The following is a 13,884-nucleotide window of genomic DNA, read 5'->3' on the forward strand; positions in this document are numbered from 1 at the left end:
TGCGCGCCGAATATTAAACTAATTTATTATTCGAGACAATCATTAATACCAAATTATAAAATATTAATACTGGATAGTTTATGCATCTGGAGATCGTATTCAAGGATGGCCGGCGTCTGGATTCATGGCGTAGAAGAACGGTCATATCCGCCGCTGCGGCGACGCTGTCGTGCAGTGGCGGGGCATGGGCGCAAAGTAAGGTCGCGCCAGTAGGGGGGACCGATGCAGGCCCCATACCGGCCTCGCGGGAAACTTTTGCCGGGAGCGTGCAAGATGTCGTAGTGAGAACCGGCACGCGTGAAACAGAAAAGAAAATCAGTGAAAGTCTGACTCCCGTCGATGTAATCACTGCGGATGATCTTAAGAAGACTGGTCAGACGAGCCTGCGCGACGCACTCGTGCAACTGTCGCCGTCGATCGGGCGCCAGGCAATTGTCTATAGCGGTGGAAACCTAACCAACGCACTTACAATGCGCGGCCTCAGTCCCGATCACGTACTCGTGCTGGTGAACGGGAAGCGGCGTCACACTACGGCAAACATCTCTACCGCCGATGGGGCTCAGCAAGGATCAAGCGGTGTCGACGTTGACATGCTTCCCATTAGCGCAATCGACCATGTAGAGATTTTGCGAGACGGTGCGTCAGCACAATATGGTTCTGATGCGATCGCCGGCGTCATCAATATCATTCTTAAGTCCGACATCAAAGGCGCTTCTATTGAAAACACAACTGGCAAAACCTATCAAGGTGATGGTTTCCGGCAAGGAAATGCAGCCAGTATCGGGATAGCTCTCGGCCAGAATGGCTTTCTCGATCTGAGTGCGGAGTTTTCTCGCCAAAACCATACCAAGCGCTCTGGGGTGGATCCACGAACGGGGAATTTTGATAATCTCCTGCTTGGGGATCCTGCGAGCACCCGTGAAGCCTTGGCCTTCAACGCGGGGTATTTTGTAAACGACAACGTAGAGTTGTACGGTTTTGGGACGTATGCCCATCGGGACGGGAGCAGTTATCAGAACTACCGTCTCCCCTCTGTGCTGCCTAGCGTCTATCCCGCTGGATTTACTCCCCAGACGAAGAGCCGCGAGAATGACTACTCTTTGACAGCGGGTGCTAAAGGGGAGAATTTGCTTGGATGGTCGTGGGACCTGAGTACTACCTACGGGGTGGACAATCTCAACCTAGGTGCCGTTAACACAGGCAATCCGTATCTTCTGGCAGCCACCGGCTCTACGCCAACTAGCTTTCACATATCAAAATTCAAGAATACGCAATGGACTAATAATCTGGATATCACGCGGCCCTTCAAATTTTCACTATTGTCCGCCCCCGTTAATGTCTCTCTGGGTGTTGAGCATCGCCGAGAGAGCTATTCAGTAGGGGCGGGCGATGCAGCCTCCTCATACGGCGGCGGAGCCGCTGGCGGATCTGGGTTGTCATCGCTGAGTGTGACCTCACAATCGCGCGATGTAGTAGGAGCCTATGGTGATCTCTCCACGAAACTAACACAGCAATGGCAGACCAACATTGCGGGTCGTTTCGAACACTATAGCGACGTGGGTAACACTGCTAACGGGAAGCTGTCCAACCGCTACGATATCAGCCCGCAGATCGCCGTACGTGGAAGTGTCAGCACAGGATTCCGTGCACCGACGCTAGCCCAGGAATACTTCACCAATCTCAACACATCACCGATCGGGGCGACTGGTCTGCTGGCCGCCAACTCGCAGGCTGCTCGCAATCTGGGAGCAACGCAGTTGAAGCCGGAGAAGTCGACTAACATCACTTTCGGGGTGGTGCTAAACCCACTACCGAACCTGAACTTTTCGGTCGACGCTTACCAGATCAACATTCGCGATCGCATTGTGGTCGGAGGAACCTACAGCGGCCAGCAGGCAATTGACGCGTTAGCTACAGCCGGGGTCACGTTACCTGTGGGACTCTCGTATGTTCGCGCCAATTACTTCACCAATGGCGCGAACACCAGCACGCGCGGCCTTGACATCGTCGGGACATATCGCACCAACTTTGGACGTTGGGGACGGATAGATTGGGATCTTGGCATCAACTTCAACAAGACCAACGTGACACACGTCGCAAGCGATTCCAATGGAAACGCACTGCTAAATGCGCAGCAGATTGCGTACCTCAGTACGGTGACCCCTAAAAACAAAATCATCCTTGGGGGAACCTGGCGTCTTGACAAGTGGGCAGTCAGCCTTCGTGAAACGCGATACGGCCCCACGTCGGGTTCCGTAACAATCTTAAGCGGTCCAGACGCCTTTTCAACCACAAAATTTGCCAAGTTCAATAACTCACCAAAGTTCATCACTGACGTGGAGGTTCGGTATTCGTTCACTCGCAAGTTTGAAGTTGCAGTCGGAGCGAACAATCTGTTCAACGTCTACCCGAGCAAACTCTCCACCGAGTACCGACCCTTCGGTCAGCAATATGATGTGTCTTCGACGCAGATAGGTGTCAGCGGTGCTTTTTACTACATGAACGCGAAGTATCAGTTCTAATCGATCGTTTACTTTTAGTAGTGTCATGCGTGACAAATAAATATGCTCTAATAATTTATGATTTTGTTAAATGAAGTATTTAATTAATTTTAAAAAACTTAAATAATTGTCTATTATTAATATTTTGTGTTTGTAAATTATGAAAAATAATATCGCTATCGGAATTACACTTCACGGCCCTGGTGCGCACACTAATTCGTGGAAGCACCCTAGCGCGCCTGTAGATGCCAGTGCCAATATTGATTTCGTCATAAAAACAGTACAGAAAGCCGAGTTGAATGGAATGGCTTTTGCCTTTGTTACAGACGGTCTTTATATTGATGATAAATCGCCTCCGTATTTTCTAAATCGTTTTGAGCCAATTTCACTACTTTCGGCACTTGCAACCGTTACCGAAAAGATCGGACTTGTTGGGACTGTATCTACGTCTTACAGCGAACCGTTCAACGTTAGCCGCCAGCTTGCGTCACTGGATCTGATAAGTGGGGGGCGGGCTGGATGGAATGTTGTGACGACGCCATCCGACGGAACCGCAAAGAATTTTGGCGGATCCCATCCGGGACACGCACTTCGCTACGAGATTGCTGACGAGTATGTAAGCGTCGCACAGGGGCTGTGGGACAGTTGGGACGACGACGCTTTCGTGCAAAACCGGGAGAGCGGTGAGTATTTTGATAAAAATAAACGTCATACGCTGAATCATAAGGGGAAGTACTTTCAAGTTGCTGGTCCGCTAAGTGTGCAGCGCTCGGCGCAAGGCCAGCCAGTGATATTTCAGGCAGGTTCCTCCGATGCAGGCATCTCACTAGCCGGAAAATATGCCGACGCCGTATTCACCCTTCCGGCTTCGCTAGAAGAGGCCCGTATCTTCTCGCAGCGGGTAAGAGATAGTGCCGTGACTCAGGGCCGTCTTGTTGAGGAGGTCAAGATATTCCCTGGCCTCATACCTATCGTGGGTGCAACAGCGGATGAAGCAGAGGCCAAGTATCTTGTGCTGCGCGACTTGGTGACGGTCGATGAGGCGGTGGATTATCTCGGTCGTTTCTTCAATCATCATGATTTCAGTCAGTACCCACCCGATGAACCTTTTCCAGAAATTGGCGATATCGGAAGGAGCGGCTTTCAGTCTCACACAGATAGGATTAAAGCCAAAGCGCGCTCCAATGGATTGACGTTGCGTGAAGTAGCACTAGAAATGGTTACTCCTAGATCGCCTTTCATAGGAACAGGCGAGCAAATCGCCGATGAAATGATTCGGTGGATCGACGCCGGAGTCGCTGACGGATTCATTTTGGCTCTTCTGGAACAGAATGAAGGATTTGATGATTTTGTCAACCAGGTTATTCCGATTCTCGAGGCGCGCGGCCGTTTCCAACGTTTTCTGTCCGGGAAGACACTGCGCGATAATATCGGACTAAAACGCAAGGAAAGTCGATACGCAAAAATTAAATTGTAGAGATCATGTCAATTATAGGAGTTAATGTAATTGGGACTCCTCTTTCAACCGTCATTATGTTGGGCATGACGAGCTGCTCCAAGGATGGATCGAAAGTTGCATTGATCGTATGCGTCTTCAAGCTGACGCTACAGGACCACTTGTAACCCCAGGTTCTTGTTTTGCAAGGGGAACTAACATGAGTATTAGCCAGCCTCCGACCGTCATTTTTTCTCTACCGATCGATGCCCACGTCCGTCTAACGCACAGGGATGTGCAATGGTGGAAGGGCTACGGCGTGCTGGTCTCGATTTGCTTGCACGCTGGAGCTATTGCAGCGTTCATCGCGTGGTCCACCCGTGTGCCCGATCTCTCGCCGCCTGAACGCACAGTTATGCTTGTCGTCGAACAGTCTATGCCCGAACCGCTAAGGCTCACCCAGCCGAAGATTGAGCCGACGTTGCCTCAACCCGCAGAGCAAAAGACACAGTCGGCGCGCCCAGCGCGCGTCGAACGAACGCTGCAGCCGCGCACCGTTGCGGCGCCAGCGGCAGAGGCTCAGACTGCGTCAGTACCGACGCTGGCGCCGACGGCATCGAATGCGGCCGTGGATGTCGCGGATGCGTCCACGACAGCAGGTGAATCAGCACCACGGCGTGTCATTGGCCAGGATGGCATCCCGAGCGACTACGTGAATCAGGTGTTTTCTCGTATCAATCGTAGCGCGGGCGAGCACTATCCGCGTATCGCGAAGCGTAAGCATCTCGAGGGGAGAGTCGGATACAAGCTGATTCTGGCACCCGATGGTTCAATGATCCACTGCGACATTCGGTCTTCCGGCGACGAAACGCTCGATGCTGCTGCCATCGAAGCCATCCGCGCTGCCGCACCGTTCCCACGCCTGCCAGATCTTGGGGGGTCATCTTACGTTCTGCAGGGTGCGATCGTATATCGGGCCGATTAGCAGAATTTTTACAAAATAGAAGGAAATTCACACTATGAATACAGCTCAACTCGCGCAACATTTTTCTCCCTGGAGTCTTTTCTTGCAGGCTGACTTGATCGTCAAGGCGATCATGCTCATCCTTGCTCTTGCGTCGGTTTTGACCTGGGCCGTTATTGCCGACAAACTCTTCAGGTTCCGCCGACTTGGCGCCCGTGCGCGAGACTGGACTACTGCGCTCAGTGGATCGAACGCACTGGCTGCGCTGGCGGAGCAGTTGCGCAGCGTTCCTGGGGACCCATTCGCACGAATTTATGCCGCAATTTCCGCGGAGTGGGATCGTAGTCATGAGCGGGGCATTACCCAAACTCCCGCTGCGCGCGATAGTCTAAAGGAACGAGTGGCCCGCGTCGCTCAAGTTGCCACGGGTGTTGAGATCGAACATCTTCAACGTGGCTTGCAACTCCTGGCGACGGTCGGATCCGTGGCCCCATTCGTGGGATTGTTTGGCACTGTGTGGGGAATCATCAATTCATTTCAGGGGATTGCGGCGAGCAACAACACGAGCCTCGCGGTCGTTGCACCAGGAATTTCAGAGGCGCTCTTCGCTACTGCGCTGGGCCTCGTCGCGGCGATCCCGGCTGTTGTCGCGTATAACCGCGCATCTGGCGACCTGGGCTCGTATGCAAACCGGCTTGGGACGTTGACTGGGATTGTCGAAGTGGAACTCTCGCGCTTACTGGAGACGGGAGAGGCGCGCCCGCGAGTAGCGAGTGAACAGGATGTACAGGCTGCCCGGCCGCAGGTGGTAAATCCGCGAGTGCCTGCCAACGGCATTGTCCAGAAGGGGGCATGAAATGGGAGCCAATATCTCGAGAAGCCGCCAAGCGCCCGGAACAACCTTCGGTGCGCCAGTCAGCGACATAAACGTTACCCCGCTGGTTGACGTGATGCTGGTGCTGCTGATCGTCTTCATGGTCGCAGCGCCGCTGATGGCGTCCGGCGTGAAGGTGGATCTCCCGACTAGTAACGCTAAACCCCTCAATGAAGAGAAGCCTCCGATCGCGGTCAGTCTTGACGCGCAGGGTCATGTATACGTCGATAAGAATGCGGTATCGGAGAAGACATTGCTGCTTGCCCTCGCACAAGCGTCGGAAGGTGACCATGAGCGGAGGATTTTTCTGCGCGGCGATCAATCGTTACCGTACGGCAAGGTGATCGCGACGATGGGAGAGATCAACAACGCCGGCTACTCTAAGGTAGCCCTCGTGTCCGAGCCGGCCAGAACAAACTAGCACTCTGTAGATTGGAACCTGCAGGCAGGATTTCCTGCGTCGGTTGCGATCGCGAGCCGACCATTTAGGTCGCCCCTTCTACGAGGCTGTAGTGGGTGTTCGTGCGGTGCAAGGAGATCGGCTGAATGTAACGCATACCTGAGTGCGCCTGAGTGGATTATCAATTGCGCTTAGAGGAGTAGAGCACAGTCTACAGCGATTCGTCGTGGACTATGTTTTCTGCTGAACCGGAATCATCAAATGCTGAAGACACACGCCATCGTCATTTAAATGATGATGGCCGCCATAAAATTTGTGCCACTCAAAAAAAAAGCAGATCCAATTAGCGGCGCCGGTTCCCATGTTCACCACCGATTTACGGTGATCGGCCTCTTGGTCAATCTCGTAGTAGGCCGAACTACAGCGTCGCTGTCGGTTCCACTAACGATGCGGCAGATAACTCTGAGGGATGACCTTCGCCTGCCGTATGTAGAAACTATTCAAAGCCGGAAGCCAAGGAATGCCCCTTTCAATTTTGCGAACACTACCCCTCGTCGTTGCTGTCGCGCTAGGCGCTGCCGGCTGCGGCAAAGCACACGAAGAAAAGAGCGCCGCAACGCTTGGCCAACCACGCTCTGGCGGAGTACTGAAAGTCGCTTTCGACAGCGACCCGGACTGCCTTGACCCTCAACAGGCGGGCAACAGCTACGCGCTAACTATCGGTCGGCAGTTAGTCGACTCACTTACGGATCAGGATCCGCAAACTGGCAAGATCGTCCCTTGGCTTGCTTCGCGCTGGGAGATTGGCGACGAATCGCGTAGTTTCACCTTTTACTTGCGCGACGATGCCACGTTCACTGATGGTAGCAAGGTAGATGCAGCGGCAGTCAAAGCCACCTTCGAATCGATTATTGCCCTGGGCGCACGGGCACCTTTAGCAAGGTCTTACCTCTCTGGCATGGAGTCGATTCAGGTCGTTGAGCCTTACACCGTACGTGTGACCTTTCATGAACCCAATGCGCAGTTTTTGCAGGCCAGTTCGACTATGAGTCTTGGCCTGCTCTCTCCAGCAAGCCTCAAACTTGCGCCTGAGGCGCGATGCCAGGGGAAAGTGACGGGCTCTGGGCCATTCATCTTAAACGAGTTTGTGCACAATCAGAAGGTGACCCTCCAGCGGCGCGATGGCTACAACTGGGCTTCATCGCTCACTCGGCACCAAGGAGCTGCCTGGCTTGACGGCATTGAGTTCCTAATTATTCCTGAATCTGGAGTACGCCTTGGAAGCATCTTGTCGGGGCAGATCGATGTTGACGTTGGTGTCGCCATCCAGAACGAACGCACTCTTGCGGAGCGGGGTATCCCGGTCTTAGCTCGAACCAACCCGGGCATCGTACACAGTCTGGCAGCGAATGAGTCGCGACCACCGCTCGACGAGCTCCCGGTGCGTCAGGCGCTGAATATAGGGATCGACCGCGCCGAGCTTCAGAGCGTTATCTCCACCAATCAGAAACCCGCCACCTCGATTATTGCGGGTAACACACCATTTTACAGCGATCATTCAGATTTGCTGCAGTACAACCCAACTGGAGCACGGAAGCTCTTAGAGGGCGCGGGGTGGCGACTCGGTAAAGACGGGATTCGAGAGCGGGAAGGCAAACGACTTTCATTCCCGATCGACTACTGGCAACAAACGCCAGTGCTGGAGCAGGTACAACAACAGTTGCGGCGAATCGGGGTGGAACTTCGCCTTAATAAGGCACCAATCGGCACGGTGTTAAGTCAACAGTTGGCGCACAACTACAGTCTGACTTTCATGAGCGCTACGCGTGCAGACCCGGACGTATTGCGCCTGGTATTCATGACCACGGCTGCCAATGTAAATGTGCTCAAAGCTAGCAAGATCGACTCAGTATTGGCTAGATCAAGGACGACACTCGACCCGCTGCAACGTGGTGCTTTGGTCAAGGAGGCGAGTCAATTTCTGATCGAACAAGGGCATGCCATACCGCTTTACGAACAGGCGACGGTCACAGGCTACGGGAAGCAGGTGAACGGGCTGCACTACGAGGCTTCCACCCGGCTTCAATTCTTCGACACTTGGCTGGAACGTTGACCCATGGCGACGCCTATGTTCTCACTGCATCGCCGAACAGCAGGTTGGCGTAGCCTGCTCATTTATTCTTCGGCAAGATGCGGGCAAGCCGCCTTCGTACTATGGGCAGCTTTCACAGTCTCTTTTCTGGTTCTGTATACGCTGCCAGGGGATCCTGTCACTATTATGCTCGGTCGAACTGGCGAGCTATCATCGATTGACCCGCAACAGATTGCCCAACTGCGTGCGCGCTATCACCTGGACGAACCGTTGCCTGTGCAATACGGCATTGCTCTCGCCAAGGCATTGCATCTTGACTTTGGTCTCTCGATCCAAAGCGGGCAACCGGTACTTCAAGCGCTGCTCCAAGCATTGCCCGCCACCGCCAAGCTGACAGGAGTCGCGTTCATTCTGTCACTATTTCTAGGCATCGGGCTCGCGCTGGGCGCCACGCTTGCTCGCCGGCGCGGATTGCGCGAGGCGCTACTGGCACTGCCTTCGCTGGCTGTTTCGTTGCCACCCTTCTGGGTTGGGCTACTGTTGTTGCAATGGTTGTCATTTCATGTCCACCTGTTCCCAGCGATGGGCAGCCAGGGTTTCTCTTCGCTCGTGTTGCCAGCACTTACCCTGACGATTCCCACTGCCGCGGCAATCGCTCAGGTGCTTGCTCGGTCGATCGCTAATACCTTGCGCGAACCTTTCGTCGAGGCCTTGCGCAGCAAGGGCATTGGTCGTATCCGGTTGCTGACGGTTCATGTATTGCACAATGCCGCGATCCCTTTGCTGACCCTGGCGGGGATAATCATCGGCAATCTTTTAGCTGGTGCGGTGGTGACCGAAACGGTGTTCTCTCGCGAAGGAATCGGTCGTCTAGCGCAAAGTGCGGTGAACAACCACGACATTCCTCTCGTGCAGGGGATCGTTCTGTTGTCAGCGTTGGCTTATATTTTAAGCAATCTTCTGGTTGACTTACTATATCCCTGGCTCGACCCTAGAATGAGCAAGCGGAGCGACGCATGAGCGAACAATTCTTGCTCGAAAAAAATGCCGCTTCACCCGGACGAGCGACGAGCCGGCGGCGCGCATGGTTCAGGCCGACCTTGTTCTTAAGTCTAGCGGTGCTGGCACTGGTCGTGAGCTGGGCGCTATGTCCCGGGCTCTTCAGCAACTTAGACCCATTGCTCGGCAACCCCGCTCAGTCCCTCCAAGCTCCGTCAGTAGCCCACTGGTTTGGCACTGACCAGCTTGGTCGTGATCTGTACAGTCGAACTATTTACGGCGCAGCGCCGTCGATGCGCGCCGCCACACTGGCGCTATTGATTGCGTTGCTGGTAGGCAGCTTCATCGGTGTAATCAGTGGCTACTTCGGCGGTTGGCTTGATGCATTGTTAATGCGGCTGATTGAGGTACTGGTGGCGATTCCGTCGTTGCTGTTGTCTATGGCTGTGATAACCGTCCTTGGCTTTGGGACGACGAATATTGCCCTCGCTGTGGGCCTGTCGTCGGTGGGCACTTTCACTCGATTGAGCAGAGGAGAAGTGTTCCGTTGGCGCCGTAGCATGTTTGTCGAAGCGGCTCTGGCGTGTGGGGTCGGATCGTTGGCCATTATTCGGCATCACATTGTTCCCAACGCTATCGGTCCTATTCTCTCTCTCGCTACATTGGAGTTTGGCAGCGCGGTATTGGCTGTTTCCGCTTTGAGTTTTCTTGGTCTCGGAGCGCCGCCACCGCAGCCGGAGTGGGGGCTGCTGGTCTCGGAGGGACGCAATTTCATGGTCGCCGCCTGGTGGTACACGACCCTACCTGGTTTGGTCGTAGCCGGCGTGGTGCTGGCCGCTAACCAGCTGGCTAAGGCCTTGCAAGACGCTGAAGGAGGCTACAAATGAGAAACCCCCCACTATTGACGATCGATGGACTGTCGATCGACTATCGTACCCGAGAGCAGTACATTCCTGCTGTATGCGATCTTGACCTGGAGATACTGCCCGGCGAGTTCGTTGCTATCGTCGGCGAATCCGGCTCTGGTAAGTCCACCACCGCGACTGCTTTGATCGGACTGCTGGCGAGCAATGCGTTCATCACAGCAGGAAGGATTTGCCTCAACGGTCAGAGCTTGGAACACCTCAACGAGCGTGAATGGCGACACCTGCGCGGTGCCTCGGTAGGCTTTGTGCCGCAAGATCCTGGGTTGTCCCTCGATCCCGTCAAACGTATTGGTAGCCAGGTCATGGAAGCCATGACCCTACATGGGATCCCAAAAGGCGCCGCACGCCAACGGACCGTTGAGATACTCCACCAGGTGGGGCTGCGAGATGTTGATACGCTCGTGCGGCGTTATCCCCACGAGCTATCTGGTGGCATGCGCCAGCGGGTACTCATCGCCATTGGGCTTGCCAACGAACCTTCGCTGCTGATAGCCGACGAGCCGACGAGCGCTCTTGATGTGAGCGTGCAGCGGCAGATACTCGATCATTTGCAAACGCTGGCTCGCGACAAGGGTACCGCTGTACTGCTGATTACACATGACCTCGGCGTAGCTATGGATCGTGCTGACCGAATAGTGGTGATGCAGCAAGGCCGAATCGTCGAAGCTGGCAGCGCGCGACAGATATTTGAGCGGCCGCGGCATGCCTACACTCGCCAGTTGCTCGCGGCAGCTCCCAGCTTTGCTCGCGCGCGACGGGTCGAGCCGCCCCGGGCAATCACCCGAGAACACTCGCCCGGGAGGGAGCGGCAAGATCCGCTCTTGCGTGTGCGTGGACTAAGTAAGCAATTTTCCACCTGGCGCCATGAGCGTCCACCAGCAGTGCAGCATGTTTCTTTTGATATCTATCGTCAGTCCACCCTTAGCCTAGTCGGAGAGTCCGGCTCCGGAAAGTCGACTACGGCCCGGATGATATTGCATCTGGAACGACCCAGCGCCGGAGAAGTCCGCTTCGAAGGGATCGACGTATTGAACTGTTCGCGCCAGCAACTGCGCGAATACCGTCGCCAGGTGCAAGTGGTCTACCAAAACCCATATGCCTCTCTTGATCCGCGTTTTGACTTGGAGCAGATCATCAGCGAACCGCTTAAAGCCTTCGCTATTGGTGATCGTGCCAGTCGGCGGAAACTGGCGGGTCTCCTGCTGGAGCGCGTCGGCCTTCCTGCCCGGCTGCTGCACAGTCGCCCGCATGAGCTATCCGGAGGTCAGCGCCAACGGGTGGCGATAGCCCGTGCACTGGCATTGGAGCCACAATTGGTAGTGCTCGACGAGCCGCTTTCAGCCCTAGACGCATCAGTGCAAAAGCAAATCCTCACCCTCTTGGCCGAGCTGCAGCGGGAACTCGGGCTGAGCTACCTGTTCATCTCACATGATCTGGCAGTGGTGAGGGAGATATCTGACCAAGTGGTGGTAATGCGAGCCGGACGTGTAGTCGAGCAAGGCACCTCACACCAAGTCTTTGAATCCCCGGTCAGTGAGTACACCCGACATCTACTACGGGACGTGCCAGGGCAGCGTTACCTGCGAGAATGGCAGACAAGCGAGGCCAACACTGTGGAAATGGCCTAAGGATGGGCGTGTCTATGTAACGGCAAGGCAGGGGCGAGACTAGGAGGCCGCGGCCGCAATGTCCGCGCACCACTTTCTCGGCGACCCGTGCAGCTCGATGGGCTTAGGCGCCTTGAGGATCTCCAGCTTCTCGTCGCGGATCGCGTCCTTCGATAGGCTGGCCTGCGGCTCCATTTCCACCATGCGCAGCAGCTGTCGAAGGTGGTTCTGCATCGTGTCGCGCAGCGCGCCGATACCGTCCTGGAACGCGCTGCGCTTTTCCACGCGGATTTCATCGGCGATGGTGATCTGCACGTCGCGCACCCACTCGCGCCGCCAAAGCGCATCGTCATCGGGTTCTGTACGGACTTCTTGCCCGTGTAATGAAGTGCCAGGTCGAGCCACAATGCGGACGCGTCCATTTGGCGCACCGGGCAACCGTGGCCGCACTTATCGCGCCAGCGCCCGATCGTCTCGTAGCTCACCGCGATGCCTCGGTCGAACAGGAGTTCCTCGATCTCGCGCAGGCTGAGTTGAAATCGGAAGGCACCGCGCAGCTGATGATCGCGGCCGGGCAACGGTGGCCATGGTACAGCGATTTAGTCTGGGTCATGGTCCAACTCTACACGACCACATCGTCAAGTTGACAGCGCCTGGGGGCGCCGATCGACGGCCAGGCGCCTTCGCCCTGGTACCGCTGCAGACCCGCAATGCGCTCGGCAGCATTTCTTCCGACGTGCACGCGACCTACCGATATGGCTCCGGCTGCTACTACAGCGTCGCGGCAAGTAAGAGCCGGGGTACGGGCTCGGCGACGGGCGCCATGCTCTTTACGTTCAAGTACCAAGAGGGCCATGGCGCATGCATGTCATTTCGAAGGGGGCGTCAGAACGAGTGCACGATGCCGGTATAGACACCCTGTTGGTTGGAACCCGGCAGCGGCTTGCCGCCATTGGCTTCCACCGAGAACGATGCACTTCTGCCGTTGAAGACGGTACCGACGGTGCCATACAGCATCGTGCGCTTGGAGAGGTGGTAGTTGGCGCCGACGCTCAGCAAGGTCCCGTTGCCGGCACCGTTGTTCCGGTTGGCCCGATAGGCACCGCCAATCAATGTCAGGGCCGGCGTGAGCTCGTAGTTGGCACCGACCCAGTAGGTCTGCTGTTTCGTGGCGCCCGTCGGGTTATCGGCGTCGACAACGGTGCTGCCATTCGAGCGGATCAGGCTGTAGCCCGCGAACAGCTTGAGGTCGCCGATCTGATAGGCGCCGCCGGCGGTGTAAAGGCGGGATGCCGTATAGAGATTGGTGAACTCGGCATTGCTGTCGCGAATCTCCTCATAGAAGGCCTTGAGCACCAGCGGGCCGCCCTGGTAACTCACACTTCCCGCAAGCTGCCGGCCCGAACTGAACCTGCCCGCCGTGCCGTTCAACCCGGCCTGCGCGCGGAACGACAGGCCGCCCCAGTTCGGCGAGTTATAGGTGATGGTCTTCGGGCGCGAGCCCCAGGTCCTGTTGCCCTGCAGCGTGCCGACACTGATTGACTGGAGGCCCATGGGGTCCACCGCCCAGACTTCTCCATCGGGGAGACTCATTGCCCGGCCAAGCAGCAGCGTGCCATAGGCCTGGCTCGACAACCCCACTGCCGCATAGCGGCTGAAGAGGCTGTCGCCTGTGGTGCCGTCTGCCGAGGAGAACTGGCTCTCGAGATTCATCACAGCACTCAATCCTCCGCCCAGATCTTCGATGCCGCGCAAGCCCCACCAGCTGGCTCCCCATTGGCCGCCGACCCGGGCGTTGCTCGCGGACTGGCCCGGTCCCGTCGCGATCTTGTTCATGTAGTCGACGCCATTGACGATGCGTCCGTACAGCTGTACGCCGCTCGCCGCCGTCGCACCACCGGCTGCACCGGCAAGGACGGAAGCGATGGCGAACCGCATGGCGATCTTCGCGGTGCCGCGTGGCGCGGTTCCGTGGGCTGCAAGGCTCATGTTGACTGTCTCCTCTTTGTTTTCTGAGTGGCGGCACAAAAATGCGGCGCAGGGGCGCCCTCCACGCGTGCGCCGCTGGCACGCGTGGGACGTTGGA

At 56.1% G+C, this 13,884-nt stretch carries 10 protein-coding genes and 2 pseudogenes; 9 read left to right on the top strand and 3 right to left on the bottom strand.

The genetic code is table 11. The features are described 5' to 3' along the window. The first annotated feature begins 80 nt into the window (after nt 1-80). From AC1RQK_RS14150 to AC1RQK_RS14190, 9 genes are all read left to right on the top strand, one after another. Nucleotides 81-2,522 (top strand): TonB-dependent receptor plug domain-containing protein, encoded by a 2,442-nt coding sequence (locus AC1RQK_RS14150; RefSeq protein ID WP_492809425.1) that lies wholly within the window; start codon nt 81-83, stop codon nt 2,520-2,522. 139 nt (nt 2,523-2,661) lie between these two features. After that, nucleotides 2,662-3,978, top strand: a complete 1,317-nt coding sequence (locus AC1RQK_RS14155) for an LLM class flavin-dependent oxidoreductase (RefSeq protein WP_492809426.1) — start codon at nt 2,662-2,664, stop codon at nt 3,976-3,978. Between the two features lie 178 nt (nt 3,979-4,156). Further along, complete coding sequence (locus AC1RQK_RS14160) at nt 4,157-4,921, top strand: TonB family protein (RefSeq protein ID WP_492809427.1); 765 nt, start codon at nt 4,157-4,159, stop codon at nt 4,919-4,921. 34 nt (nt 4,922-4,955) lie between these two features. After that, the gene (locus AC1RQK_RS14165) at nt 4,956-5,756 is read left to right on the top strand and encodes a MotA/TolQ/ExbB proton channel family protein (RefSeq protein WP_492809428.1); all 801 of its coding nucleotides are present in this window, start codon (nt 4,956-4,958) and stop codon (nt 5,754-5,756) included. 1 nt (nt 5,757) lies between these two features. Further along, nucleotides 5,758-6,195 carry a protein TolR gene (gene tolR, locus AC1RQK_RS14170; protein ID WP_492809429.1) on the top strand — a complete coding sequence of 146 codons (438 nt, stop codon included), beginning with the start codon at nt 5,758-5,760 and terminating at the stop codon, nt 6,193-6,195. A 499-nt stretch (nt 6,196-6,694) separates the two neighbouring features. Further along, the gene (locus AC1RQK_RS14175; RefSeq protein WP_492809430.1) at nt 6,695-8,287 is read left to right on the top strand and encodes an ABC transporter substrate-binding protein; all 1,593 of its coding nucleotides are present in this window, start codon (nt 6,695-6,697) and stop codon (nt 8,285-8,287) included. 3 nt (nt 8,288-8,290) lie between these two features. Continuing rightward, the gene (locus AC1RQK_RS14180; RefSeq protein ID WP_492809431.1) at nt 8,291-9,286 is read left to right on the top strand and encodes an ABC transporter permease; all 996 of its coding nucleotides are present in this window, start codon (nt 8,291-8,293) and stop codon (nt 9,284-9,286) included. Beyond that, nucleotides 9,283-10,152, top strand: a complete 870-nt coding sequence (locus AC1RQK_RS14185) for an ABC transporter permease (protein ID WP_492809432.1) — start codon at nt 9,283-9,285, stop codon at nt 10,150-10,152. Before AC1RQK_RS14180 ends, AC1RQK_RS14185 begins: the two co-directional genes overlap by 4 nt. Next, nucleotides 10,149-11,819, top strand: coding sequence for a dipeptide ABC transporter ATP-binding protein (locus AC1RQK_RS14190; RefSeq protein ID WP_492809433.1), 1,671 nt, complete (start codon nt 10,149-10,151; stop codon nt 11,817-11,819). Before AC1RQK_RS14185 ends, AC1RQK_RS14190 begins: the two co-directional genes overlap by 4 nt. A 40-nt stretch (nt 11,820-11,859) precedes the next feature. Here the strand turns inward: AC1RQK_RS14190 and AC1RQK_RS14195 are convergent. The 3 genes and pseudogenes from AC1RQK_RS14195 to AC1RQK_RS14205 all read right to left on the bottom strand — a co-directional run. Further along, nucleotides 11,860-12,184, bottom strand: a pseudogene (locus tag AC1RQK_RS14195) (glucose-6-phosphate dehydrogenase); the annotation flags it as partial. 57 nt (nt 12,185-12,241) lie between these two features. Continuing rightward, nucleotides 12,242-12,411: pseudogene (locus tag AC1RQK_RS14200) on the bottom strand (IS6 family transposase); the annotation flags it as partial. A 272-nt stretch (nt 12,412-12,683) separates the two neighbouring features. Next, complete coding sequence (locus AC1RQK_RS14205) at nt 12,684-13,736, bottom strand: porin (RefSeq protein WP_492809536.1); 1,053 nt, start codon at nt 13,734-13,736, stop codon at nt 12,684-12,686. Nucleotides 13,737-13,884 lie beyond the last annotated feature (148 nt).

It is taken from the genome of Cupriavidus sp. GW822-FHT02D05 (assembly GCF_058802485.1).

Coding starts and splice junctions, on each gene's coding strand:
- AC1RQK_RS14180 (WP_492809431.1), top strand. CDS start 8,291: ATGGCGACGCCTATGTTCTCACTGCATCGCCGAACAGCAGGTTGGCGT.
- AC1RQK_RS14160 (WP_492809427.1), top strand. CDS start 4,157: ATGAGTATTAGCCAGCCTCCGACCGTCATTTTTTCTCTACCGATCGAT.
- AC1RQK_RS14150 (WP_492809425.1), top strand. CDS start 81: ATGCATCTGGAGATCGTATTCAAGGATGGCCGGCGTCTGGATTCATGG.
- AC1RQK_RS14185 (WP_492809432.1), top strand. CDS start 9,283: ATGAGCGAACAATTCTTGCTCGAAAAAAATGCCGCTTCACCCGGACGA.
- AC1RQK_RS14190 (WP_492809433.1), top strand. CDS start 10,149: ATGAGAAACCCCCCACTATTGACGATCGATGGACTGTCGATCGACTAT.
- AC1RQK_RS14165 (WP_492809428.1), top strand. CDS start 4,956: ATGAATACAGCTCAACTCGCGCAACATTTTTCTCCCTGGAGTCTTTTC.
- AC1RQK_RS14205 (WP_492809536.1), bottom strand. CDS start 13,736: ATGCGGTTCGCCATCGCTTCCGTCCTTGCCGGTGCAGCCGGTGGTGCG.
- tolR (WP_492809429.1), top strand. CDS start 5,758: ATGGGAGCCAATATCTCGAGAAGCCGCCAAGCGCCCGGAACAACCTTC.
- AC1RQK_RS14155 (WP_492809426.1), top strand. CDS start 2,662: ATGAAAAATAATATCGCTATCGGAATTACACTTCACGGCCCTGGTGCG.
- AC1RQK_RS14175 (WP_492809430.1), top strand. CDS start 6,695: ATGCCCCTTTCAATTTTGCGAACACTACCCCTCGTCGTTGCTGTCGCG.